This window comes from Streptomyces sp. NPDC051104, from assembly GCF_040682835.1.
GTDB lineage: Bacteria > Actinomycetota > Actinomycetes > Streptomycetales > Streptomycetaceae > Streptomyces > Streptomyces cynarae.
In genome coordinates this window covers 136,103-161,679 of record NZ_JBFBBS010000002.1, presented here as the reverse complement: position 1 = coordinate 161,679, position 25,577 = coordinate 136,103, and the positions used below count along the sequence as shown (strand labels likewise).

Genomic DNA, 25,577 nt, shown 5'->3' with positions numbered 1-25,577 from the left:
GGCCATAGGGGTGGGTTTTCGCGATCCTTCCGACTTGTCCGCGAAGGTGATCGTGCGTCAGGTCTGGTCCCATGACGCAGATCACATCGCATCCGGGAACCTTCGCGGACCGATCTTGAAATCTGCTGGGGTCATGACAGAGGGTGCGGACTCCATCTGTCGTTTTTCTTTGCATGCCTTGGTGGGGTCGACGCGTATGCGCGCTCAAAGTCCACCGTCGTGGCTGAGGCGGGCACGCCCAGCGATGACGGAGTCACAACGACGGCGCCGCCGGCAAGGCCGCGCGGCGACCGTCCTTTTGTTGTCCACGGCCTTGTTGGTGAGCAGTCTCGGCACGGAGGCATGGGCGATACCCGGCCCCGGCATGGCCCGGGAGGAGGTCAAGCTCCCCGACCTGCCGAAGCCCACGGCGGTTCCGGAGGACGAGGAAGCCGAGAAGAACCTCACCACCGCGCCCGACGTGCCGGTCGACCCGTACGCGCCGACCGCCGTCACACCGTGGGCGGGGGACAGCGGTGTCGCCACCTTGGCGGCGGACGCCGCCCCGGGTACCACGGTCCCGGTCGAGGACCTGCCGATCGCGATCGGCGTGCCCGCGGGCACCGACCCGGCCGCGATCGACGGTGACTGGAAGGTCGACCTGGCCGCACCGACCGCGTCCCAGGACGCGAACGTCTCCGGCATGATCATGAAGATCACGCCGCCGGCCGACGCCGACCCGGCCGCGCAGGTCGCCATCGACGTCGACACCGACAACTTCAGAGACCTGTACGGCGCGCAGGCCGCCACACGCTTCGGCCTGGTGCTGCTGCCCAGCTGTGTCATGGACGCCCCCGACAGCGGCGAGTGCGCCAATAGCGGCGTGACGACCATGTCGGGCAAGAGCGAGAAGCAGCCAGAGCGGCTGCGCAGCACGGTCAAGGAGGTGCCGGCCGCCAAGGCGCCCACGAAGACCAAGCACACGAAGAAGTCCACGACCCGCACGATCCTCAGCGGTACCGTCCCGGTCGGCAAGCTGCTGGGCGGCGACGCCGGTTCGACGGCGTCCAAGGCTTCGGCGCGCACCGCGTCGTACCGCAGCGGCGACGTGCTGCCGGCGGTCGACGCCTCCGGCCCGCAGGTCATCGGCGCGATGGACACGGGGGCCTCGGCCTCCGGCGACTTCACCGCCACCCCGCTGCTGTCCTCGGGTTCCTGGTCGGCCGGCTCCTCCTCCGGCGCGTTCACGTACTCCTACGACGTGCAGGTGCCTCAGACCGCCGGCGGCCCGATGCCGAAGGTCTCGCTGAGCTACTCCTCGCAGTCGGTCGACGGCCGCACCTCCGCCAACAACAACCAGGCCTCCTGGATCGGTGACGGCTGGGACTACAACCCGGGCTCGATCACCCGGACCTACGTCAACTGCCGTCAGGACTCCAAGAAGTCCGGCTCGAACAACGCCACGCACCGCACCGCGGACCTGTGCTGGGGTTCGATGAACGCGACGCTGTCACTGGGCGGCATGACCACCGAACTGGTCTGGGACAAGGACCAGAACAAGTGGTTCACCGCCAACGGCGACGGCTCGAGGATCGAGCGGCTCACCGACTCCGACAACGGCAACGGCGCTCGCAACGGCGAGTACTGGGTCGTCACCACCCGTGACGGCACCCGCTACTACTTCGGCCTGAACAAGCTGCCGGGCTGGAGCTCCGGCCAGCCGACCACCGACTCGGTGCTGACCGTGCCGGTGTACGGCAACCACGCGGGCGAGGACTGCTACAAGGCCGGCGACTGGGTCAACTCCGCCTGCACGCAGGGCTGGCGCTGGAACCTCGACTACGTCGAGGACATCCACGGAAACGCCATGTCCCTGTGGTGGAACAAGGCGCAGAACTACTACGCCCGAAACTTCGACTTCAAGGCGCCGGTCGTCTACGACCGTGACGGCTGGCTCGACCACATCGACTACGGCCAGCGCAAGGACACCCTGTTCTCCGCGACCGCTCCGGCCCGCGTGACCTTCAAGGTGGACGAGCGCTGCCTGCCCGAAGGTACGCTGACCTGCTCGGACGCCAACTTCGAGGACAAGGATCCGGGCAAGTACCGCATCTGGTACGACACCCCGGCCGACCTGAACTGCAAGCAGGTCACCTCCACCTACACGCGCAAGTGCTGGAACGCCGGCCCCTCCTTCTGGAGCCGCAAGCGGCTGGTGCAGATCCAGACCTCCGCACAGCGCCGCACCGACACCACCTCACGCCAGGTGGTGGACCAGTACGCCCTCAAGCACAGCTTCCCCGTGCTGAAGACCGGCCCGAACACCGCGCTGTGGCTGGAGTCGATCCAGCGCACCGGCTACGGCCGCAACGGCACCACGGACCGCAGCGTCACCATGAACGCGGTGCGCTTCGAGTCCAACGCCGAGGACATGCCCAACCGGGTGATGCGCGGTGACAACGACCCGCGGCCCGGCTTCTCCCGGCTGCGTATCGCGCGCGTCATCAACGAGTACGGCGGCGAGACCGTCGTCACCTACAAGAAGCCCGAGGGCGACTGCGCGACCGGCACCAACCTGCCCGGCAAGAGCGACACCGCGGCGCTGAAGTCCAACACGCGCCTGTGCTACCCGGTGTTCTGGAGCCCCGACCCCGAGGTCGAGGACATCGACTGGTTCCACAAGTACGTCGTGGACTCCATCGAGGAACTCCCCAACGTCGACGGGGCGTTCGCGACGAAGACCGCCTACCAGTACAAGAACCCGGGCTGGAAGCTCGCCGACGCCGAGTTCACCAAGAAGTCCACGCGCACGTACTCCCAGTTCGCGGGCTTCGAGCAGACCACGGTGATCACCGGTGCCGACGACGCCTCGATCGGCTCCAAGCGGTCCAAGGCCGTCACCCGTTTCTTCCGCGGCATGGGCGACACCGTGTCGGTGAAGGACATCGAGGGCAACGAGATCGCCAAGGACCGCGAGCCGTTCGCGGGCCGGATCGCCGAGGAACTCGACTACGAGAACGCCGACGACCCCGACACGGCGTGGGTCTCCCGTTCCGTCACCGTCCCGGAGGCCACCGAGCTGGCCCACCGCGACCGTGACGACGGTCTGGACCCGCTGCGCGCCTGGCGCGTGACCGAGCCGGACGAGATCGCGTACACCAAGTCCTCCACCACGAACACCGACGACAACCGGTCCCTGCGGATCGTCAAGACGCACACCACCTACGAGTCGACCTACGGTCTGCCCGTGCTGGTGGAGTCCCTCGGCGACACCGGCCGCAGCGGCGACGAGTCGTGCACCAAGTCGGAGTACGTCCACAACACCGCCAAGAACCTGATCGGGCTGACCCGGCAGGTCCTGGTCTCCCCGACCACCTGCGCGGCGGCGGACTTCAGCGACCTCAGCACGCTCAGCAGCGGTCTGCGCACCGCCTACGACGGCCAGGCCTACGGCGCCGCGCTCGACGACACGACCAAGGGCGAGGCGTCCGAGACCTGGTCCATCAACGGGACCGGCACCGGCTGGCAGTCCGACGGCACGACCGAGTTCGACGCCGTCGGCCGCGTCACCCGCACCACGGACCAGGACCACAAGACCTCGGGCCTGATCACCTACGAGCCGTCCACCGGCCAGGTCTTCAAGGTGACCGAGACCAACGCGGTCGGCCACTCCGAGACCCGGGAGATCGAGCCGGGCCGGGGCACCACCACCAAGACGACCGACACCAACAACCATGTCACTCAGGCCGAGTTCGACCCGCTGGGCCGCCTCGAGAAGGCCTGGGCCGCGGACCGCGCCCCGTCCGACACGGCCGTGCCGGACTTCCGCGCCGTCTACACCGTGCCGGAGTACAAGGAGAACGAGGACCGCAAGCCCTCCTACGTCACCACCTACACCCGCGGCTACAACGACCGCATCGAGACCTCCGTCACCCTCTACGACGGCCTCGGGCGCGAGCGGCAGCAGCAGGAGCAGGCGGACGGCGGCGGCTGGCTGATCACCGACACGCTGTACAACAGCTCCGGTGAGGTCTGGCAGACCAACAACGCCTACCTGACCTACGAGGCCACCCCGGGCGAGCTGTTCACCCCGGACGCCGACACGCAGGTCCCCAACATCACGCGCTACACCTACGACGGCTCCGGCCGCGTGCTGCAGGAGACCCCGGTCCTCAAGGTCGCGGACCCGCAGACCGGCACGGTCAGCTCGCAGGAGGTCCCCGAGCGGGCCACCAAGTACCAGTACGGCCTGGACTGGTCGAAGGTCGACAACCCGACCGGCGCCTCCGACTACCGCGTCTTCACCGACGCCCTCGGCCGCACCTCCCGGGTCGACACCTTCAACCCGGACGCGCCCGGCGGCTTCACGTCGATGAAGTACGACTACGACGCCCTCGGCCGGCTGGTGAAGGCGACCAACTCCGCCGACACCGCTCACCCGTGGACGTGGACGTACGACCACCGCGGCCGCACCCTGACCGCGACCGACCCGGACACGGGCACGACGCGGACCACCTACGACAACCACGACCGCGTTCTCACCACGACGAACGCCCGCAACATCACCGTCTGGAACGGCTACGACCAGCTGTCGCGGCCGACCGAGCAGCGCCTGAACGACGCGAACGGCACCCTGCTCAGCCAGTTCACCTACGACCTGGCGCCCGGCGGCAAGGGCATGCCCTACACCGCCACCCGCTACACCGACGGTGAGGCCTACACCCAGCAGGTCGACGGCTACAACAAGGACTACCAGCCGACCTCGACAACGCTGACCCTGCCGGACACCCTGGCCACCGCCTGGGGCCTGGACAAGTCGTACACGTACTCCTACAAGTACAGCGACAACGGCATGCTCGAGGAGTCGACCCTGCCGAAGATCGGCAAGTTCGCCTCCGAGAAGCTGGTCGTCCGCTACAACAAGGACGGCAAGCCGCTCTCCATCTCCGGCAAGGACTGGTACGGCTCCGAGACCGTCTACGACCCCTACGGCCAGGTGCTGCGCTCCACGCTCGGCGCCCAGCCCTACCGGGTGTGGACGCAGAACACCTACGACGAGTCCAGCGGCGAGCTGAAGGACCAGCAGGTCTACCGGGAGAAGGGCGCCACCAACGGCGGCGACACCTCCCTGCTCCCCGGCAACCTCGTCTCGAAGCGGTCGTACACCTACGACCCGGCCGGCAACGTCACCTCCGTCTCGGAGTCGGCGACCGGCATCGAGGAGCGGCAGTGCTTCGCGTACAACCCGCTGGGTGAGCTGAAGACGGCGTGGACGGCGAAGGACCTCACTTCCAAGCCCGACACCGCCTGCGCGGGCACCAAGAACACCGACGGCACGCTGAACGTCGCCGCCGGCAAGGACAACTCCGGCTACTGGCAGGAGTACGAGTACGACCTGCTCGGCAACCGCACCAAGCTGACCGAGAAGGACCTCACCGGCACCACCGCCAAGGACGCCACGACCACCTACGCCTACGGCAAGGCCGACGGCACCCAGCCGCACACGCTGACCAAGGTGTCGAAGACCTACACCACCCCGCAGGGGGCGCAGGTCAAGGCCGAGGCGGAGCGTCTGTACGAGCTCACCGGCGAGACCAAGACGATCACCTCGCTCCAGAACGGTGACAAGCAGTCGCTGAGCTGGACCTACGACGGCAAGATCGACCGCATCACCGGTCAGGGCACCGCCGGCAAGACCCCGTACGTGGGCCTCGCCGACAAGTGCCTGGACCTCAAGGGTGGGCTCGCGGCCGCGGGTACGGCGATCCAGCTGTACCAGTGCAACGCCTCGATCGCGCAGAACTGGCGCTTCAGCCCCACCCCGGGCGGGACCAACCCCGACCAGGGCACGCTGAACGTCTACGACAAGTGGTGCGTCCAGCCCGCCGGCAACACCGCCGGGTCGGCCGTCCAGTTGCAGAAGTGCGACGGCTCGGCCGGTCAGGAGCTCAAGCGCAACGCCTCCGGCCAGCTCACCCACGTGGCCTCGGGCCTGTGCCTGGCGGTCCAGGGCGCCAACTCGGCGAACTCGACCCCGATCGTGCTCGCCACCTGCGACGGCACGAAGGCCGAGCAGCTGTGGGCGCCGCAGAACGACACCCGTTACATCTACGGCCCCGACGGCTCGCAGCTGCTGACCGTCAAGGGCAAGCAGGCCACGCTCACCCTGGGCGAGGCCGAGGTCACCGTCCAGAAGGGCGGCGTCCTGGTCAACACCCAGCGCACCTACGACGCCCCCGGCGGCGCGGTCATGCGGTACGCCAACGGCACCGCGAGCGATCGCCTGGTCGCCGTGTGCGGTGACCACCAGGGCAGCCCGTACGCCGAGGTCGCCCTCGACGGCGGGATGTCGGTCCGCATCCGCAAGCAGGACCCGTTCGGCAACCAGCGGGGTGCCGACACGACCGGTGTCAACCGGCAGGCGCACACCGGGTTCCTCGGTGCCACCGACGACAACGCCTCGGGCTTCACCCAGCTCGGCGCGCGGCTGTACGACCCGGTGGTGGGCCGCTTCCTGTCCGCCGACCCCCTGCTGGACCTGAACGACGTCCTGCAGTCCAACGGGTACGCCTACGCGCACAACAACCCGGTGACGTACGCCGACCCGACGGGTGAGTCCATCGCCCTGACCGCCTCCGAGCGGGCCGCGGCCCTCGCGGGCGCGGGTCTGTCCGCGGCGCAGGTCGCGCAGGCGCAGGCGATGCAGGGCAAGTCCCTCACCTCGGTGATCCTCGCCGTGGCGTGGGAGACGCTGAAGGACTTCATCGGCATCAACGACGCCATCGCGTGCTTCGGCGGTGACATGTGGTCCTGCATGGGCATCGTGCTCGACGCCATCCCGTGGGGGAAGCTCGGCAAGATCCCGGCGGTGATGAAGGCCGTCAAGCGCACCATCAAGGCGGTCGAGTCCTTCCGCGCGGCCAAGAAGGCGGCGGAGCTGGTCCTCAAGGCCGCGAAGGCGGCCGAGAGAGTGGCGCTACGGGCGAAGAAGCTGGCGATCGAGCGAGCGAAGAAGCTCGCGGCGCAACGGGCGAGGAAGAAGGCGGCGGAAGAAGCAAGACGCACCGCCGACAAGGCCCTGGACCTGGCCAAGAAGACCGGCAACCCGCGCCAGAAGCACGCCGCGGCCGAGGCAGCCCCCAAGGTGTCCTCGCACTCCCACGGAGGCGGCGGCGACTCCCATCCGGGAGGCAAGGCCGGCGGCTCCGCCAAGAGCAAGGGAGGAACCAGCGGCAGCGGCGGCTCGGGCAAGGCCGAGGGCGGCGGTGGCTCCTGCCCCGTCAGCAACAGCTTCGTGCCCGGCACCAAGGTCCTGATGGCCGACGGCACCACGAAGCCGATCGAGCAGGTCAAGGCCGGTGACAAGGTCGTGGCGACGGACCCCCGGACGGGGGAGACCCGCGTCGAGACGGTCACGGCCGCGATCCTGGGCCACGGCCTGAAGCACCTGGTCAAGGTCACGATCGACGTCGACGGCAAGAAGGGCACCAAGACGGCCCAGGTCACCGCGACCGACGGCCACCCCTTCTGGGTCCCGGAGCTGCACGCCTGGATCAAGGCCACGGACCTGAAGTCCGGCGACTGGCTGCAGACCAGCGCGGGCAAGCACGTCCAGATCACTGCGGTGGAGCGGTGGACGAGCAGTGGGGCGACCGTCCACAACCTCACAGTCGGCGATGTCCACACGTACTACGTGCTGGCGGGTGCGTCGACGGTGCTCGTGCACAACTGCGCTGGGGGATACGACGCCTCCGGTGCCGCATGTTCCTGCTCGAGTCCTCGCCCGGCCGTCTGGGAGATCGACGCCATCCAGCACCCGGACAGTGCCATTCACGCTGCTGAAGAGGGTGGCGACGGCATGATGGTCACCTTGGACCGACCCGGCGCCGATGACCGGCGTGCGGACAACCTCCGGGGAATTCCCACCCGGCCAGGACAGGACCGAGACGAGTTCCCGCCGGCGATGTTCAAGGAAGGCCAGGGTGCCCACGTCAAGCACATCGGCGCAGGAGACAACAGAGGTGCCGGCTCGTCAATGAAGAACCAGTTGGTTGACATTCCCGACGGCGGAAGGGTATTGATTCGCATCGTCAGTCTCGACTACATCCTGGGGAATCCGTAGTGGATCGCTTGCTGGACATCGCGAGCCCTGCCCTCTCGGGCGACGAGCCCAGAGCGGAGGACATGTCGGGTCTCGGGCCCATCGGCAGCGACCTGCTGCAGATGCTCAGTGAGCGCAACGGCTTCTACGCCTTCGAGTCCGCTCTGCATGTGTTCGCCTCGGCCGAGCGCATGCGGAGCGGGTACTCGATCGGTTCCTGGAACGACAGGAACCGGTGGCTCGATGCCTACGGGGCGCTCCAGCCGAATCTGGTCTTCTTCGCCGAGGACGTTTTCGGAGGCCAGTTCGGAACGGACGGCACGCGCATTTACTCGTTCAACCCGGAAACGGCCAAGCTCACGGAGTTGGCCTCGTCACTGCCGGACTGGACGGAGCGTGTGCTCGACGATTACGCGTATCTGACCGGCTACCCAGTGGCTCATGAATGGCAGAGTCGACACGGAGCAATTCCGGTCGGCCACAGACTGACTCCGAGGATCCCCTTTGTGTTCGGCGGGAATTACGACGCCGACAACATGGTCCTCACCGAATCGGCCGCTGCCATGAGGTACTGGGGCGGAATCGCGAACGCGATCGCAAGGGTGTCGGACGGAACGCAGTTGCGGTTCGACCCCTCGGTCGTGGAGCACATCCGCTGTGCCGCCGCTGGGCCGGACGGACCACGGGTCTGCCGGTGCTACCCGTCGGCCGGTGAGCCGGACGGCAGCCACCCATAGCCCCCATACGACAGCCGGAGACCTCGTCGAAGAGGCCTCCGGCTGTCTGCTGCGCGGGTGCTGAACACGATCAGCATTGCCAGAGGAAGGAGCCTTTCCCGCAGGGCGTGCAGGCGAAGGCGTACCCTCGGCCCCCTCCGCCAAAGTTCATCGATGTCCGATGGTCGTGTCCTTCTTCCAGCTGAGCCACAAAACCCATCGCGCGGCCGCACGAAGGACACGCGGGAGTCTCGTCGGCTTGCAGCCACGACGGAGTCCCGGCCAACTGGCCGAGGACATCCCGCACAGGCCGGCCGTGGGCCTGGGACCACTGGCTGCGTGCCGTGTGATAGTCGTCCTCGTCCACCGCCGCGCAGTTGATGCCGCACGTCTCGGGAACAAGGGTCACGCCGTCCGTCGGCACGACGACGGCTGCGAGACCGGATCCCGGGAAGAGGAAGGCCTGGTTGCCACCGGCGAAGGGATCCCATTCTTCACACAGCCCAGGGTCGTTCTGGCACATGAAGACGGACAGGATGTGCCGTGCGTCCGTGACCGAACCCGAAACGTGAGCGCCGGGGTCGTCCACCGGCAACTGAGCGAGAAACATCATCGGCCCGGAGCAGGTGGCGCACAGCGGCCACGTGAAGGCGGCAGGCACCAAAGGGACTCCGCCTGTGCGTATCACCGGAGCCCGGTCATCGGCCGGACCGGCATACGTCATCAGTGTGGTCATGGCCGTGAGCCTAGCTGTGTCGGCCGCGCACGGACGGCGGCGGGCTGATGTCCGCCGCCTCTCTGGCGCGTCAGAGACGCGCGGGCGTTCTGATGCGCAGCAGGGTCATCCTCTGGTGGAAGCTCCCGAGCGGCCCCCGTCCCTCATGTGGGCGACCACCCCGTGCGCCCCCTCTCACCGTCGCGCCGCGCCGCCTAGGGTCCCGGCCATGACCGACAGCGACCTCACCCGACGGCGTGCGCTCAGGCTGGGCGGTGCCGCCGTGGGTGCCGTCCTGGGACTGGGGACCGGAGCCTGCTCGTCCTCCCACCGACACGAGCCGGACGCCCACAAGGCACCCGGTGCCGAGCTGTGCGTGCTCAACCCGAGCGTCGCACAAGGGCCGTACCACCTGGCCGACGCGCCCTTCCGCAGGGACATCACCGAGGGCAAGGAAGGGGTCCCGCTCACCGTACGGCTGACCGTGCGCGACGAGCCCCACGTCTGCGCCCTCCTGAAGGACGCGGCCGTCGAGATCTGGCAGTGCGACGCCTGGGGCTACCACTCCGGCTTCCCCGGGGTGCACCCGGGCGGAACGGCACCCTCCGAGAGCCACTTCAGCGGCACCGCCCCCACGACGTTCCTGCGCGGCTTCCAGACCACCGGCGCCGACGGCGTCGCCGAGTTCGTGACGGTCTTCCCCGGCTGGTACACGGGACGCGCCCCGCACCTCCACGTCAAGGTGCACACCGGCGGCAAGAAGACCGCCGGCACCTACAAGGGCGGCAGGGCCAACTGGACCGGGCAGCTCTTCTTCCCCGACAGCGACGCCGAAGCGGTGTACGCGAAGGCCCCGTACACCCAGCACACCGGCACCCGTACCCGGCTCGCGCACGACCCGGTCTACCGCGGGGGCGGCGCCAGGGACGGGTTGATGACGGTCACCGGGGACGCCGAGACGGGCTTCGTCGCGACGCTGACCGTCGGCATCGACCCGACCCGGGAGGACACCGGAGCGGGCGGCGCGCCCACCTCACCCCTGCCGAGCAGCGCGTCGGCCGACGGCACGCCACCGCCGGACAGTGCGGCGAGCGCGTCCCGTACGCCCACCTCCGACCTCACTCCGCGGAGCCCTGTCCCAAGCGCTCCAGCCGTACCGCGCACACCTTGAACTCGGGCATGCGGGAGGTGGGGTCGAGGGCGGGGTTGGTCAGCGTGTTGACGCGGCCCTCGCCCGGCCAGTGGAACGGCATGAAGACGGTGTCGGGCCGGATGGCACGGCTGATCCGCGCGGGCGCGACGGCCCGTCCCCGCCGCGACACCACCGCGACCGCGTCCCCCTCCGCCGCGCCCAGCCGCTCGGCCAGCCGCGGGTGCATCTCCACGAACGGCCCGGGCGCGGCGGCGTTCAGCTCCGCGACACGTCGTGTCTGCGCCCCCGACTGGTACTGCGCCACCACCCGCCCGGTGGTCAGCAGCACCGGGTACGCGTCGTCGGGTTCCTCGGCGACCGCCCGGTAGGACACGGCGGCGAACCGGGCCCGCCCGTCCTCGGTGGCGAAACGGCCGAGGAAGAGACGGGGGGTGCCGGGGTGGACGCCGGGCGCCCGTTCGCCCGAGGGGTCCGCAGGGTCGTCATGGACCGCCGGGTCGTCGGGGAGCACGTCGAGGGAGGCGTCCTCGCCTTCCTGCGAGTCGGCGGCCGACGCCGGGCACGGCCAGAACACCCCGTTCTCCTCCGCCAGCCTGCGGTAGGTGATGCCCGAGTAGTCCGCCGGGCCGCCCGCGCTGGCGCGGCGCAGTTCCTCGAAGACCTCCTCCGGGTCCGTGGGGAAGCCCTTCTCCACGTCCAGGCGGGCGGCGAGTTCGTGCATGACCTCCAGGTCGCTGCGCACCCCGGGCGGCGGGGTCAGCGCGCGGCGGCGCAGCAGGACCCGGCCCTCCAGGTTGGTCGTCGTGCCCGTCTCCTCCGCCCACTGCGTGACCGGCAGCACCACGTCCGCCAGCTCCGCCGTCTCCGACAGGACGACGTCGCACACGGCGAGGAAGTCCAGCGAGCGCAGCCGGTCCTCGATGTGCGCGGCGCGCGGGGCCGACACCACCGGGTTGGAGCCCATCAGCAGCAGCGTGCGGATGTCCGTGCCGAGGGCGTCGAGGAGTTCGTAGGCACTGCGGCCCGGGCCCGGCAGCGAGTCCGGGTCCACGCCCCACACCTCCGCCACGTGCCGGCGCGCCGCCGGGTCGGTCAGCTTGCGGTAGCCGGGCAGCTGGTCGGCCTTCTGGCCGTGCTCCCTCCCGCCTTGCCCGTTGCCCTGCCCGGTCAGACAGCCGTAGCCGGACAGGGGGCGGCCCGCGCGCCCGGTGGCCAGGCACAGGTTGATCCACGCGCTCACCGTGTCCGTGCCCTTGGACTGCTGCTCGGGGCCCCGCGCGGTCAGCACCATCGCGTGCTCGGGCTCGCAGAACAGCCGTACGGCCTCCCGGAGCTGCGGAACGGACACCCCCGTGATCCGCTCCACATACTCCGGCCAGTGCGCCATGGCCGCCGCCCGCGCCTCCTCCCAGCCGCCGGTGCGCTCCCGGATGTATTCCTCGTCCGTGCGCCCCTCAAGCGACCACCAGGTGCAGCAGGCCGAGCGCCAGCGCCAGGTCCGTGCCCGGCCGCGGCGCCAGGTGCAGATCCGCCTGCTCGGCCGTCCGCGTCCGCCGCGGGTCGACGACGATCAGCGTGCCGCCGTTCTCCTTGAGCTCCGTCAGATACCGCAGTGCCGGCGGCATCGTCTCCGCGAGGTTGGAGCCGACGAGGATCACACAGCCCGTCTTCGGGATGTCCTCCAGCGGGAACGGCAGCCCCCGGTCGAGCCCGAACGCCTTGGTGCCGGCCGCCGCCGCGGACGACATGCAGAACCGCCCGTTGTAGTCGATCTGCGAGGTGCCGAGCACCACCCGGGCGAACTTCCCGAGCGTGTACGCCTTCTCGTTCGTCAGCCCGCCTCCGCCGAACACCCCGAGCGCGTCCGGCCCGTGCTCCGCCCGCGCGAGCGAGAACGCCCCGGCGATACGGTCCAGCGCCTCCTCCCAGGTGGCAGGCCTGAGCTCGCCCCCGGACCGCACCAGCGGCGACGTCAGCCGCACCCGTGACGACAGCACCTCCGGCGCCGTACGGCCCTTGCCGCACAGCGCGCCCCGGTTCACCGGGAAGTCGGCACGCTCGGCCACCTCGACGCCCCCCTCGGGCGTGGGACTGAGGTTCATCCCGCACTGCAGGGCGCAGTACGGGCAGTGCGTGGGCGTCGAGGTGGTCTGCATGCCGCTCAGCGTGCGTCGGACGTGTTACAAGGGCGCGCTCTGCCCCGTTACACGGCCGGGACCATGACCTCCCCGCCGGACCGGGGGCGGCGTGAGGTCCGCAGCCGGGGCCTACTGCCGGTTCAGCGAGCGCGCGACGCCCGCCGCGATCGTCGTCGCCGGCACCCGGCCGGTGGCGATCAGCAGGTACGACAGCCACTGGTACCAGCCGCGCGGCGCGTACGCCCCCTGCTGACCGAAGTCGACGATCGGCAGCAGCAGGTCCAGGGTGTGATCGGCAGCAGCAGGTCCAGGGTGCAGACGAACGGGTTGAACCCCGGCGCCTCGGACGGCTTCAGCGCGGGCGGACGGTGCAGCGCGAAGGCGAGCGTACCGGTGCACAGCAGCACCAGCAGCCGGCCCGCGGCCCGCATCGGGCGGAAGCCGTAGCCCACGGCGGCGTCCTGCGCATACCCCCACAGCCGGGCGTACCGGGGCAGGGTGCGCCGGTGGCGGCGCAGCTTGGCCGGCTGGACGGTGCGGGCGGCGGCGTCGTCGCCCGCGGTGCGGTAGGCCGTGCTCAACTGCTCGTAGGAGTGCCACAGTTCGGCCTCCCGCACGCGGCGCTCGGCGGGCGTCAGATCCGTGATCTCCACGCTCAGTCCCGTGCCCCCGCCAGCGCCTTCGTGACCCCCTGCTCCTTCGGCCCGAGGAACGTCGGGTCCGGGTGGAACAGCGCGTCGAGGGCCGCCTTGCCCGCCGCGAAGACCTCCCGGGTGCCGCCGTAGTACCAGGTCGCGTCGTGCTTGTCGTCCACCCCGACGCCGTACGACGTCACGCCCGCCGCCTGGCACAGGGCGACCGCGCGGCGGATGTGGAAGCCCTGGCTGACCAGGACGGCCCGGTCGACACCGAAGATCTTCTTCGCCCGGACGCAGGAGTCCCAGGTGTCGAAGCCGGCGTAGTCGGTCACGACCCGCTCGCGCGGTACGCCGTGCCGCGCCAGGTACGCGCGCATCGCGTCCGGCTCGTCGTAGTCCTCGCGGCTGTTGTCCCCGGTGACCAGGACGACCTTGATCCGGCCCGCCCGGTACAGGCCCGCCGCCGCGTCCAGGCGATGGGCGAGGTACGGCGACGGCTCGCCGCCCCACAGGCCCGCGCCGAAGACGACGGCGACCTCGGTGCGCGGCACGTCCGCGGCGGTGCGCAGCCGGCCGGCCGCGGTCAGGTACAACCAGGTGGCCGGCAGCAGCGCCAGCACGCACAGCGCGGCCAGGACCTGAACGGCCCCGCGCTGTCCGGCGCGCGTGCGCGGCAGCCTCGGTCTGCGGATCTTCATGCCCGGCATGTCCAGAGGGACGCGGCGAACGGCCATCCGGTTCGCGCACCCCTCGCGACCATCCGGTTCGCGCACCCCTCGCGCCCCCTCACACCCTCCGCGCCCGCGCCGTGAAACGCCGGAAAACAACCCGGTCACGGCCGCGCAACGGCGCGGCAACCTGCCGCCGCCAGGATCGGTGCATGACGGCGTCGAACCTTCCACCCGACGAGTCCCCCCTGCGCCCCGGCGGCCGGCCGCCCGGTGGCGCCCACCTCGACAGTACGGCGCAGCTCATGAACCGGATCACCAGCCAGCTAGGCAGTCAGCTCAGCCTCGTCTCGCTCGACGGCAGCCGGCGTCCCGCCCCGCCCGCGCTCGTCCTCGTCGCGCACGGCAGCCGCGACCCGCGCGCCCTGGCGACGGTACGGACCCTCATGGAACGGGTCCGCGAGCTGCGCCCGCACCTGCCGGTGCGCCTCGGGCACATCGAGCTGAACGAGCCGCTGCTGCCCGACACCCTCGCCACCCTCGGTGACGCTCACGCCGTCCTCGTACCGCTGCTGCTCAGCCGCGGCTACCACGTCAAGCAGGACATCCCCGAGGCGGCGGCAGCGGCGCGCGCCCACACGCGCGTGGCGGCCCCGCTCGGCCCGCACCCGCTCCTCGTGGAGACTCTTTACGCCCGGCTGGTCGAGGCCGGCTGGCCGGTCGGCATGAGCGACGCCCGGCGCCGTGCCGGCGCGGTGGTGCTGGCCGCCGCGGGCTCCCGCGACCCCGAATCCGCCCTCGACACCCGCCGCACCGCCCAGCTCCTCGCCGAACGCCTCGGTGTCCCCGTCGTCCCCGCCTACGCCTCCGCCGCCGCGCCCACCGTGCCCCAAGCGGTCCGCGCGCTGGCCGCCCGCGGCCGCCACCGGGTCGCCGTCGCCTCGTACTTCACCGCCCCCGGCCGCTTCCACACGGAGTGCGCCGGGGCCGCCCCGTGGATCGCGGCGGCCCCTCTCGGCGCCCACGCGGCGATGGCCCGCCTGGTCCTGCACCGCTACGACCAGGGCCTCGCGACCCCGGGGGCGGCCACGGAGCCCGCGCTGGCATCGGCCTGAAGCACGCCTGACCTTCCGGCGAGCAACGGACGACGACATCCCGATTGTCCGTGGCTGCGATTACTGTCAGGTCATGGACGGGATCGCACCGAAGGCCCACGAAACCCCCACACGCTGCGAGAACGGTTCGGCGTACGACGCCTCGGACACCGAGCGCTGGGCCGCCGAGCCCGACAAACGCCCCGGCCGCACCGCCTTCCAGCGCGACCGCGCCCGCGTGCTGCACTCGGCCGCGCTGCGCCGTCTGGCGGGCAAGACCCAGGTCGTCACCCCCGGGACGAGGAGCGAGGTCTGGGACGCCAGCCCCCGCACCCGGCTCACCCACTCGCTGGAATGCGCCCAGGTCGGCCGGGAGCTCGGCGCCGCCCTCGGCTGCGACCCCGACCTCGTGGAGGCCGCCTGCCTCTCCCACGACCTCGGCCACCCGCCCTTCGGGCACAACGGCGAACAGGCGCTGAACGAGTTCGCTCACGACTGCGGCGGCTTCGAGGGCAACGCCCAGTCCCTTCGCCTGCTCACCCGCATCGAGCCCAAGCGGTTCGTCCACAGCGTCTGCACCGACGAAGTCGTCAGCGTCGGCCTCAACCTCACCCGCGCCGTCCTCGACGCCGCCACCAAGTACCCCTGGCCGCGCGGCGCCCACCCCACCGACCCGGCCTCCGCGAAGTTCGGCGTCTACGAGGACGACCGCCCCGTCTTCGACTGGTTCCGCAAGGGCGCCCCCGGCCACCGCACCTGCTTCGAGGCCCAGGTCATGGACTGGTCCGACGACGTGGCCTACTCCGTGCACGACTTCGAGGACGGCCTGCACGCCGGATACATCCACCCCAGCAGCCTGCACGTCGAACCGGAGCGGCAGGCGGTCTTCGCCGTCGCCCTCGGCCGGTACGTGCCCGCGGACACCGACCCCGGGGAACTGGCCGAAGCCCTCGACCGGCTCCTCGCCCAGCAGTGGTGGCCACGCGAATACGACGGCTCCGCCATCGCCCAGGGCCGCCTCAAGGACGCCACCAGCCAGCTCATCGGCCGCTTCTGCCTGGCGGCGGAGGGCGCCACCCGGGGGGCGTTCGGCAGCGGGCGCCTGACCAGATACGCCGCCGAGCTGGTCGTACCCCGCAGCACCCGCATGGAGTGCGCGGTCCTCAAGGCGGTCGCCGACCTGTATGTGATGCAGCGCGCCGAGCAGGAGCGGATCCGCGCCGACCAGCGCGTCGTCGTCGCCGAACTGGCCGAGGCGCTCACCGCCCGCGCGCCCGACGGACTGGACCCGCAGTTCCGGGCGCTGTTCGAGGAGGCCGCCGACGACCGCGCCCGCAAGCGGGTGATCGTCGACCAGATCGCCTCGCTCACGGACGCCTCGGCCGGCCACCTGCACGCGCGGCTGACGGGGCGCGCATGACCGGCACATGACCCGCACACGACCCGCCATGACCCGTACATGACGGCGGCACGTGACGGCCGGTCGTGCCCTTCCGTGGCCTGATCGGGGCACTCCCTCTTCCCGCAGCCCGCTCCCGTGCGGGAGGCTCGCATGTGGCGACATCCTTACGAGGAGGCATCAAGTGGTCGACGCGGATCAGACATTCGTCATCGTCGGAGGAGGTCTCGCCGGCGCCAAGGCGGCCGAGACGCTCCGAGCGGAGGGCTTCAGCGGCCGCGTGATACTGATCTGCGACGAACGGGACCACCCGTACGAACGGCCTCCCCTCTCCAAGGGCTACCTGCTCGGCAAGGAGGAGCGCGACAGCGTCTTCGTCCACGAGCCCTCCTGGTACGCGCGCAACGACATCGAGCTGCACCTCGGCCAGAGCGTCGACGCCATCGACCGCGCCGCGAAGACGGTCCGCTTCGGCGACGACGGCACGCTCGTCCACTACGACAAGCTGCTCCTCGTCACCGGCGCGGAGCCCCGCCGGCTGGACATCCCCGGCACGGACCTCGCCGGCGTCCACCACCTGCGCCGGCTCGCCCACGCCGAGCGCCTCAAGGGCGTCCTCACCGCCCTCGGCCGGGACAACGGCCACATCGTGATCGCGGGCGCCGGCTGGATCGGCCTCGAGGTCGCGGCGGCGGCCCGCGAGTACGGCGCGGAGGTCACCGTCATCCAGTCCGCGCCGACCCCGCTGCACCACGTCCTCGGCCCCGAGCTGGGCGAGCTGTTCGCGGAGCTGCACCGCGACCACGGGGTCCGCTTCCACTTCGGGGTCCGGCTCACCGAGATCATCGGCCAGGACGGCATGGTGCTGGCAGCCCGCACCGACGACGGCGAGGAGCACCCCGCGCACGACGTGCTCGCCGCGATCGGCGCGGCTCCCAGGGCCGCTCTCGCGGAGGCGGCCGGGCTGGAGCTGGCGGACCCGGCGCACGGGGGCGGTATCGCGGTGGACGCGTCACTGCGCACCTCCGACCCCGACATCTACGCGGCCGGTGACGTGGCGTCCTTCCACCACCCCCTCTTCGGCACCCGGCTGCGCGTCGAGCACTGGGCGAACGCCCTGAACGGCGGCCCGGCCGCCGCCCGCGCGATGCTCGGGCGCGAGGTGGCGTACGACCGGGTGCCGTACTTCTTCTCCGACCAGTACGACGTGGGGATGGAGTACTCGGGATGGGCGCCGCCCGGGACGTACGACGAGGTGGTGATCCGGGGGGACGCCGGCAAGCGGCACTTCATCGCCTTCTGGCTGAAGGAGGGCAGGGTGCTGGCCGGGATGAACGTGAATGTGTGGGATGTCACGGACCGCATCCAGAAGCTGATCCGGGAGCGGACGGTGGTGGACCCGGAGGCGTTGTCGGACCCGGGGGTGCCGTTGGAGAGCCTGGCCCCGTGAGACGACGGACGCCGTCCGCTGTCGCCGCCTGTCACACCGTCCCCGTGCTGTGATTCCCGAGGGGCGCCGCATCCGACAGCCGCTGCGCGGCGGGCCGGACCCCCGGCCGGAGGCTTGCCCGCCTGCCCCAGGCGTGTCAGTTCTGCCCCGTAGAATTCACGCGTGGCAGGACGGATCAACGACGAGGACGTGAAGGCGGTACGGGACGCTGTCCCGATCGACGCCGTCGTGTCCGAGTACCTCCAGCTGCGCAACGCCGGCGGGGGAAACCTGAAGGGGCTGTGCCCCTTCCATGACGAGAAGTCGCCGTCCTTCCAGGTCAGCCCCAGTAAGGGGCTGTTCCACTGCTTCGGCTGCCAGGAGGGCGGCGACACCATCACGTTCGTGATGAAGGTCGACCACCTCTCGTTCTCGGAGGCGGTCGAGCGCCTGGCCGCCCGCGCGGGCATCACGCTGCGGTACGAGGAGGGCGGGTACAACCCCACCCACCAGCGCGGCGAACGCATCCGCCTGGTGGAGGCCCACCAGCTGGCCGCCCAGTGGTACGCCGAGCAGCTCGACGCGAGCCCGGAGGCCGAGGCGGGGCGGAAGTTCCTGGCCGAGCGCGGCTTCGACCAGGCCGCCGCCGTGCACTTCGGCGTCGGCTACAGCCCGCAGGGCTGGGACCACCTCACCCGTTATCTGCGCGGCAAGGGCTTCAGCGACAAGGAGCTGATCCTCTCCGGCCTGTCCCAGGAGGGCCGCCGGGGCCCCATCGACCGCTTCCGCGGCCGGCTGATGTGGCCGGTCCGGGACATCGGCGGCGACGTGGTCGGCTTCGGCGCCCGCAAGCTCTACGAGGCGGACACCGGCCCGAAGTACCTCAACACCCCCGAAACGGCGATCTACCGGAAGTCCCAGGTCCTGTACGGCATCGACCTGGCGAAGAAGGAGATCGCGAAGACCAGCCGGGCCGTGGTCGTCGAGGGTTACACCGACGTCATGGCCTGCCACCTCGCGGGCGTCACGACGGCCATCGCGACCTGCGGCACGGCCTTCGGCGGCGAGCACATCAAGATCCTGCGGCGGCTGCTGATGGACAACGGCAGCGCCCGCGTCATCTTCACCTTCGACGGCGACGCGGCCGGTCAGAAGGCGGCCCTGCGCGCCTTCGAGGACGACCAGAAGTTCGCCGCCGAGACGTACATCGCGATCGCGCCGGACGGCATGGACCCCTGCGACCTGCGGCTCGCCAAGGGCGACGAGGCGGTCGCGGACCTGGCGGAGCCGCGTACACCGCTCTTCGAGTTCGCGCTGCGCCAGATCGTCGGCCGCTACGACCTGGAGACCCCGGCGGGCAGGGCGGCCGCGCTGGACGAGGCGGCGCCGGTCGTGGCCCGCATCAAGAACAGCGGCGCGCAGCACGAGGTGGCGGTCCAGCTCGCGGGCATGCTCGGCATCCTGGACACGCAGTTCGTGGTCAAGCGGGTGGCGCAGCTGGCCCGTTGGGCGCGCGACCGGGGCGGCAGGGGCCCGGCGCCGACGGGACCGCGCCCGGCGGAGCGCTACGAGGCGGCGCCCCGCCCGGCGGTCTCCGGCCCGGCGCTCACCCTTCGCAACCCGGTCTACGCGACCGAGCGTGAGCTGCTGAAACTCGCCCTCCAGCGGCCGGAGTTGGTGTCGCCCGCATTCGACGCCTACGGGGTCGACGAGTTCACCGCGGCGCCGTACGCGGCCGTACGGCAGGCGATCATGGAGGCGGGCGGCGCGGAGTGGGGCGCGCAGGACCCGCAGGAGTACCTGGTCCGGGTCCGCGACGCGGCGCCCGACGACACGGTGCGCGCGATGGTCACGGAACTGGCCGTCGAGGCGATCATGCGAAGGACGGTGGACGACGTGTACGCGGGCACGGTCCTCGTCACGGTCCGCCGCCGCGCGGTCGAACGCCGGATCCGCGACATCCAGTCCACCCTGACCCGCCTGGGTACACACGGCGACCAGGCCCAACTGGCGGCAGTCCAGAACGAGCTGTGGGTACTGCAGCAGTACGACCAGGCGCTGCGGGCGCGGGGAGCGACCGCGCTGTAGGCGGCGTACCGCACACCCGTGCGGCAGCGTAACCACCCGGTCACGGACCGGACTCAAAAAGTGGGCGCACAACCCTCGTGGCGGTGATGTGTCGTACTCCACACTGGGTTCCGGTGCCTGAGTCCTCGGAGCGCGGCCGGCCCGCCCATGGCGGCGGGTCCGACACCCCCGCGGTTCCGCTCACCGACGTACCGCTGCCGCACGCCTGAAGCAGCGACATTCCTGGAGGTCGCCCCCGTGCAGACCCAGACCCTCACCCAACCGGAGATCCTGAACGACGAGCCGGACGCGGAGGCCGACGTCCTTCCGGCGGTGCCGCCGCAGAACCGGCTCGCGCACCACCCCGAGACGGAGGCCGAGCCGGAGCCATCGGGCCCGTCCGAGCTCGAGGAGCCGCTCGACCCCGTCGAACCCGCTGAACCCGTCGAAGCCCTCCGCGACCGTGCCGACACCGGTAGCCCCTCCTCCGACCTGTTCCGCCAGTATCTGCGCGAGATCGGGCGCATCCCGCTGCTGACGGCCGCCGAGGAGGTCGAACTCGCCCGCCGCGTCGAAGCCGGCCTGTTCGCCGAGGAAAAGCTCCTCAGCACCCCCGACCTGGACACCCGGCTCGCGCTCGACCTGGACCGGCTCGTCGTCATGGGGCGCATGGCCAAGCGGCGGCTGATAGAGGCCAATCTGCGTCTCGTCGTCTCCGTCGCCAAGCGGTACGTCGGCCGCGGGCTGACCATGCTCGACCTCGTGCAGGAGGGAAACCTCGGTCTGATCAGGGCCGTCGAGAAGTTCGACTACGCCCGCGGCTACAAGTTCTCCACGTACGCGACCTGGTGGATCCGTCAGGCCATGTCCCGCGCCCTCGCCGACCAGGCCCGCACCATCCGCGTCCCGGTCCACGTCGTCGAGCTGATCAACCGGGTCATCCGCGTCCAGCGCCGGATGCTCCAGGAACGCGGCTACGAACCGACCCCGGAAGAGGTCGCCGCGCATCTGGAACTGCCCAGCGAGCGGGTCAGCGAGGTGCTGAGGCTCGCCCAGGAGCCCGTCTCCCTGCACGCCCCCGTGGGCGAGGAGGACGACGTGGCCCTCGGCGACCTCATCGAGGACGGCGACGCCACCAGCCCGGTGGAGTCCGCAGCGTTCCTGCTGCTCAGGGAGCACCTGGAAGCGGTCCTGTCCACGCTGGGGGAGAGGGAGCGCAAGGTCGTCCAGCTGCGGTACGGACTTGTCGACGGCCGCCCCCGCACCCTGGAGGAGATAGGCCGCATCTTCGGCGTCACCCGCGAACGCATCCGCCAGATCGAGTCCAAGACGCTGAACAAGCTCCGGGACCACGCCTTCGCGGACCAGCTGAGGGGCTACCTGGACTAGGGCCTGTCTCTCGGATCAGCTCGGCGTCGCAGGCGCTGGCACGCAGTCCCCCCACTGCCTTGACGGCGTGGGGGCACCCCCAGCGGTGTTGTCGTCGGTCGCCGACTCCCCCACGCTCGAACACGCTCGCGCGGGGGGACCCCCATCGCGTCGCCCGCCGCGGTAGCGGCTGATGTCACAGCCTCCGCCGCCTTGCAGTTGCACGCACCAGACCCGCTCGGCTGGGCTGAAGAGGACTGTTCCTCGCAGCCGACCTGATCCGAAAGACAGGCCCCGGGGACCGCCCGTTCGGGCGGCCCCCCGGGGGATCAGTCGACCTCGGCGACAGCCTGCGCGAACTGTGCCTTGTACAGCCGTGCGTACGCCCCGTCCGCGGCCAACAGCTCCGTGTGCGAGCCCTGTTCGACGATGGAGCCGTTCTCCATCACGAGGATCGTGTCGGCGTCCCGGATCGTCGACAGCCGGTGCGCGATCACGAACGACGTCCGCCCGTGCGCCAGCTTCGCCATCGCCTTCTGGATCAGCACCTCGGTCCGCGTGTCCACGGAACTCGTCGCCTCGTCCAGCACCAGGATCACCGGGTCCGACAGGAACGCCCGCGCGATCGTGATGAGCTGCTTCTCACCCGCGCTGACCCCCGTCCCCTCGTCGTCGATCACGGTGTCGTAGCCGTCCGGCAGCGTACGGATGAACCGGTCCGCGTGGGCCGCCCGCGCCGCCTCCTCGATCTCGCCGCGCGTGACCTCACGGGAGGCGCCGTAGGCGATGTTCTCCGCGATGGTGCCGCCGAACAGCCAGGTGTCCTGCAGCACCATCCCGATCGAGGACCGCAGTTCGTCCCGGGACATCTTCGCGATGTCGACCCCGTCGAGCGTGATCCGCCCGCCGGTGACGTCGTAGAACCGCATCAGCAGGTTGACGAGCGTGGTCTTGCCCGCTCCTGTCGGGCCCACGATCGCGACCGTCTGGCCCGGCTCCACCTTCAGCGACAGGTTCTCGATGAGCGGCTTCTCCGGGTCGTAGCGGAACGACACGTTCTCCAGCGCGACCCGCCCGCGCAGCTCCTCCGGGCGCAGCCCGCGCTCGGGGTCGGCCCCCTGCTCCTCCGCGTCCAGCAGTTCGAAGATCCGCTCCGCCGAGGCGACACCCGACTGCACCAGGTTCGCCATCGACGCGACCTGCGTGAGCGGCATCGAGAACTGCCGCGAGTACTGGATGAAGGCCTGCACATCACCGATCGACAGGGCGCCCGACGCGACCCGGAGACCGCCGACCACCGCGACCAGCACATAGTTCAGGTTGGACACGAACATCATCAGCGGCTGCATCACACCGCTGTTGAACTGCGCGCGGAACCCCGCCTCGTACAGCGTCTCGTTCTGCTCCGCGAACTGCTTGGCCGACTCCTCCTGCCGACCGAACACCTTCACCAGCGTGTGCCCGGTGTACATCTCCTCGATGTGGGCGTTCAGCTTGCCGGTGGTGCGCCACTGCTGCACGAAGTGCGGCTGCGACCGCTTGCCGACGCGGGTCGCGACGAAGAACGACAGCGGCACGGTCACCAGGGCGACCAGCGCCAGCAGCCACGACACCCAGAACATCACCGCCAGCACGCCGACGATCGTCAGCAGCGAGTTGACGAGCTGGCCCATCGACTGCGACAGCGTCTGCTGGATGTTGTCGATGTCGTTGGTCGCGCGGCTGAGCACCTCACCGCGCTGCCGCTGGTCGAAGTAGGACAGCGGAAGCCGCGACAGCTTCGCCTGCACATCCTCGCGGATACGGTAGATCGTCCTGTTGATGGCCCGGTTGGAGAGCCTCGTCGACACCGCCATCAGGAGGCCGGCCACCAGGAACGTGCACAGCGCGAGCAGCAGGACGTTCCCCACGGCACCGAAGTCGATGCCCTTGCCCGGGGTGAAGTCCGTGCCGGAGAGCATGTCGGCGATGCCGCCCTGGCCCCGCTTCCGCATGGAGTCGAGGACCTGCTCCTTGCTCAGGCCCGCCGGCATCTGACGGCCGATGATCCCCGCGAAGACGAGGTCCGTCGCCCTGCCCAGGATCTTCGGCCCGACCACGGACAGCCCGACGCTCAGCACACCGCAGAGCAGCATCGCGATCATGGTGGGGCGTTCGGGTGCGAACTGGGCGAGGAGCCGTTTCCCGGACCCCTTGAAGTCCATCGAGCGCTGGTCGGGGCCGCCCCCGCCCATCATCCCCCGCATGGGCCCGGCCATCAGGCAGCCTCCGCTTCCGTGAGCTGGGAGAGCACGATCTCCCGGTAGGTCTCGTTGTCCGCCATCAGCTCGTGATGGCGGCCGGTGCCGACGACACTGCCCTCGTCCAGGACCACGATCCGGTCGGCGTCCCGGATGGTCGCCACCCGCTGGGCGACGATGACGACGGTCGCCTCGGCGGTCTCCCGGGTGAGCGCCGCCCGCAGGGCCGCGTCGGTGGCGTAGTCGAGCGCGGAGAAGGAGTCGTCGAAGAGGTAGATCTCCGGGCGCTGCACCAGGGTGCGGGCGATCGCGAGGCGCTGCCGCTGGCCACCGGAGACGTTGGTGCCGCCCTGCGCGATGGGGGAGTCCAGCCCGTTCTCCAGCTCGGAGACGAAGTCCTTGGCCTGCGCCACCTCCAGCGCGTGCCACAGCTCCTCGTCGGTGGCGTCCGGATTGCCGTAGCGCAGGTTCGTGGCGACCGTGCCCGCGAACAGGTACGGCTTCTGCGGCACCAGCCCGACCGTCTTGGCCAGCAGCTTCGGCTCGATCTCCCGCACGTCCACACCGTCCACGAGGACCTCGCCCTCGGTGGCGTCGAACAGACGGGGGATCAGCCCGAGCAGGGTGGACTTTCCGCTGCCGGTGGACCCGATGACGGCCGTGATCTCGCCGGGCCGCGCCACCAGGTCGATGGCCTTGAGCACCGGCTCCTCCGCACCCGGATAGCGGAACCCGGCGTCCCGGATCTCCAGATGACCGTGCCTGCGCAGTTCGGAGACGGGCGCGGTGGGCGGTACGACGCTGGAGGAGGTGCCGAGGACGTCCTGGATGCGCTCGGCGCAGACCTCCGCGCGCGGCACCATCATGAACATGAAGGTGGCCATCATCACGGACATGACGATCTGCATGAGGTAGGCGAGGAACGCCGTCAGGTCGCCGATCTGCATGCCGCCGCTGTCGATGCGGTGCGCGCCGAACCAGACCACGGCGATCGAGGAGAGGTTCACCACGGTCATCACCAGCGGGAACATCAGCGCCAGCGTGCGGCCGGTGGCAAGGGCCACGTCGGTGAGCTCGGTGTTCGAGCCCTTGAAGCGCTCCTTCTCGTAGTCGTCGCGGACGAAGGCGCGGATGACCCGGTTGCCGGAGATCTGCTCGCGCAGCACCCGGTTCACCGTGTCGAGGCGGACCTGCATGGTGCGGAACAGCGGCCGCAGCCGGCGCACGATCAGCGTCACGGAAATGCCCAGCACGGGCACCACGGCGACCAGGACACCGGACAGCGGCACGTCCAGACCGAGCGCCAGGACGATGCCGCCCACGCACATGATCGGCGCCGACACCATCAGGGTGAACGTCATCAGGGCGAGCATCTGCACCTGCTGCACGTCGTTCGTGGTGCGGGTGATCAGCGACGGCGCGCCGAAGTGACCCACCTCACGGGAGGAGAACGACTGCACCCGGTCGAAGACGGCTGCCCTGATGTCCCGGCCGACGGCCGACGCGGTCCGGGCTCCGAAGTAGACGGCGCCCATGTTGCACACGACCTGGCCCATCGAGACCCCGATCATGAGGCCGCCGAAGGCCAGGATGTAGTTCGTGTCCCCTTTCACGACACCGTTGTCGATGATGTGCGCGTTCAGGGTGGGCAGATAGAGCGTGGCGCAGGTCTGCAGGAACTGCAGCAACACCAGCAGGGCTATCGGTTTCTTGTACGGACCCATGTGGGTCCTCAGAAGTCGTATGAGCACGCGAGGTCTCTCGGAGTGGTCGACGAAAAGGGAGGCGGTCGGTGGTGCACCACGCCCTATCGTCGAACACTCCACCCGCGTTACCTCAACCGATTAAGCCGACAGCGGTCATACGACCGAG

General features: G+C 70.3%; 11 protein-coding genes and 3 pseudogenes. 8 read left to right on the top strand and 6 right to left on the bottom strand.

The features are described from left to right. The first annotated feature begins 364 nt into the window (after positions 1-364). Entirely contained in the window at positions 365-8,101 is a 7,737-nt protein-coding gene (locus tag AB0N14_RS05405) for a ricin-type beta-trefoil lectin domain protein (protein ID WP_366024601.1), read from the top strand. Further along, positions 8,101-8,817: a hypothetical protein gene (locus AB0N14_RS05400; RefSeq protein ID WP_366024388.1), complete on the top strand. Its 717-nt coding sequence runs from the start codon at positions 8,101-8,103 to the stop codon at positions 8,815-8,817. The genes AB0N14_RS05405 and AB0N14_RS05400 overlap by 1 nt, the downstream gene beginning before the upstream one ends. Before the next feature lie 70 nt (positions 8,818-8,887). On the opposite strand, the gene AB0N14_RS05395 is transcribed toward AB0N14_RS05400, so the two are convergent. Beyond that, a complete protein-coding gene (locus AB0N14_RS05395) occupies positions 8,888-9,532 on the bottom strand; it encodes a hypothetical protein (protein ID WP_366024387.1) in 645 nt (214 codons plus the stop codon). Between the two features lie 208 nt (positions 9,533-9,740). On the opposite strand from AB0N14_RS05395, the gene AB0N14_RS05390 reads away from it, so the two are divergent. Beyond that, positions 9,741-10,682 (top strand): protocatechuate dioxygenase, encoded by a 942-nt coding sequence (locus tag AB0N14_RS05390; protein WP_366024386.1) that lies wholly within the window; start codon positions 9,741-9,743, stop codon positions 10,680-10,682. On the opposite strand, the pseudogene AB0N14_RS05385 reads toward AB0N14_RS05390, so the two are convergent. From AB0N14_RS05385 to AB0N14_RS05375, 3 genes and pseudogenes are all read right to left on the bottom strand, one after another. Then, positions 10,630-12,820 (bottom strand): annotated as a pseudogene (locus AB0N14_RS05385) (molybdopterin oxidoreductase family protein). The gene AB0N14_RS05390 and the pseudogene AB0N14_RS05385 overlap by 53 nt on opposite strands. A gap of 111 nt (positions 12,821-12,931) precedes the next feature. Then, positions 12,932-13,404, bottom strand: a pseudogene (locus AB0N14_RS05380) (membrane-associated oxidoreductase); the annotation flags it as partial. 53 nt (positions 13,405-13,457) lie between these two features. After that, positions 13,458-14,147 (bottom strand): ElyC/SanA/YdcF family protein, encoded by a 690-nt coding sequence (locus tag AB0N14_RS05375; protein ID WP_366024600.1) that lies wholly within the window; start codon positions 14,145-14,147, stop codon positions 13,458-13,460. A 173-nt stretch (positions 14,148-14,320) separates the two neighbouring features. Here AB0N14_RS05375 and AB0N14_RS05370 point away from each other — a divergent pair, with 173 nt between their 5' ends. From AB0N14_RS05370 to AB0N14_RS05350, 5 genes and pseudogenes are all read left to right on the top strand, one after another. Further along, positions 14,321-15,223: a sirohydrochlorin chelatase gene (locus tag AB0N14_RS05370; protein ID WP_366024385.1), complete on the top strand. Its 903-nt coding sequence runs from the start codon at positions 14,321-14,323 to the stop codon at positions 15,221-15,223. 73 nt (positions 15,224-15,296) lie between these two features. Further along, positions 15,297-16,622 carry a deoxyguanosinetriphosphate triphosphohydrolase gene (locus AB0N14_RS05365; RefSeq protein ID WP_366024384.1) on the top strand — a complete coding sequence of 442 codons (1,326 nt, stop codon included), beginning with the start codon at positions 15,297-15,299 and terminating at the stop codon, positions 16,620-16,622. Positions 16,623-16,785: 163 nt separating this feature from the next. Further along, a complete protein-coding gene (locus AB0N14_RS05360; protein WP_366024383.1) occupies positions 16,786-18,051 on the top strand; it encodes an FAD-dependent oxidoreductase in 1,266 nt (421 codons plus the stop codon). Positions 18,052-18,213: 162 nt separating this feature from the next. Beyond that, complete coding sequence (dnaG, locus tag AB0N14_RS05355) at positions 18,214-20,118, top strand: DNA primase (RefSeq protein ID WP_366024382.1); 1,905 nt, start codon at positions 18,214-18,216, stop codon at positions 20,116-20,118. A gap of 113 nt (positions 20,119-20,231) precedes the next feature. Further along, positions 20,232-21,486 (top strand): annotated as a pseudogene (locus tag AB0N14_RS05350) (RNA polymerase sigma factor). 308 nt (positions 21,487-21,794) lie between these two features. On the opposite strand, the gene AB0N14_RS05345 reads toward AB0N14_RS05350, so the two are convergent. Together AB0N14_RS05345 and AB0N14_RS05340 are read right to left on the bottom strand one after the other, a co-directional pair. Then, entirely contained in the window at positions 21,795-23,723 is a 1,929-nt protein-coding gene (locus AB0N14_RS05345; RefSeq protein WP_366024381.1) for an ABC transporter ATP-binding protein, read from the bottom strand. Beyond that, positions 23,723-25,456 (bottom strand): ABC transporter ATP-binding protein, encoded by a 1,734-nt coding sequence (locus AB0N14_RS05340; protein WP_366024380.1) that lies wholly within the window; start codon positions 25,454-25,456, stop codon positions 23,723-23,725. The genes AB0N14_RS05345 and AB0N14_RS05340 overlap by 1 nt, the downstream gene beginning before the upstream one ends. Between the last annotated feature and the right edge of the window lie 121 nt (positions 25,457-25,577).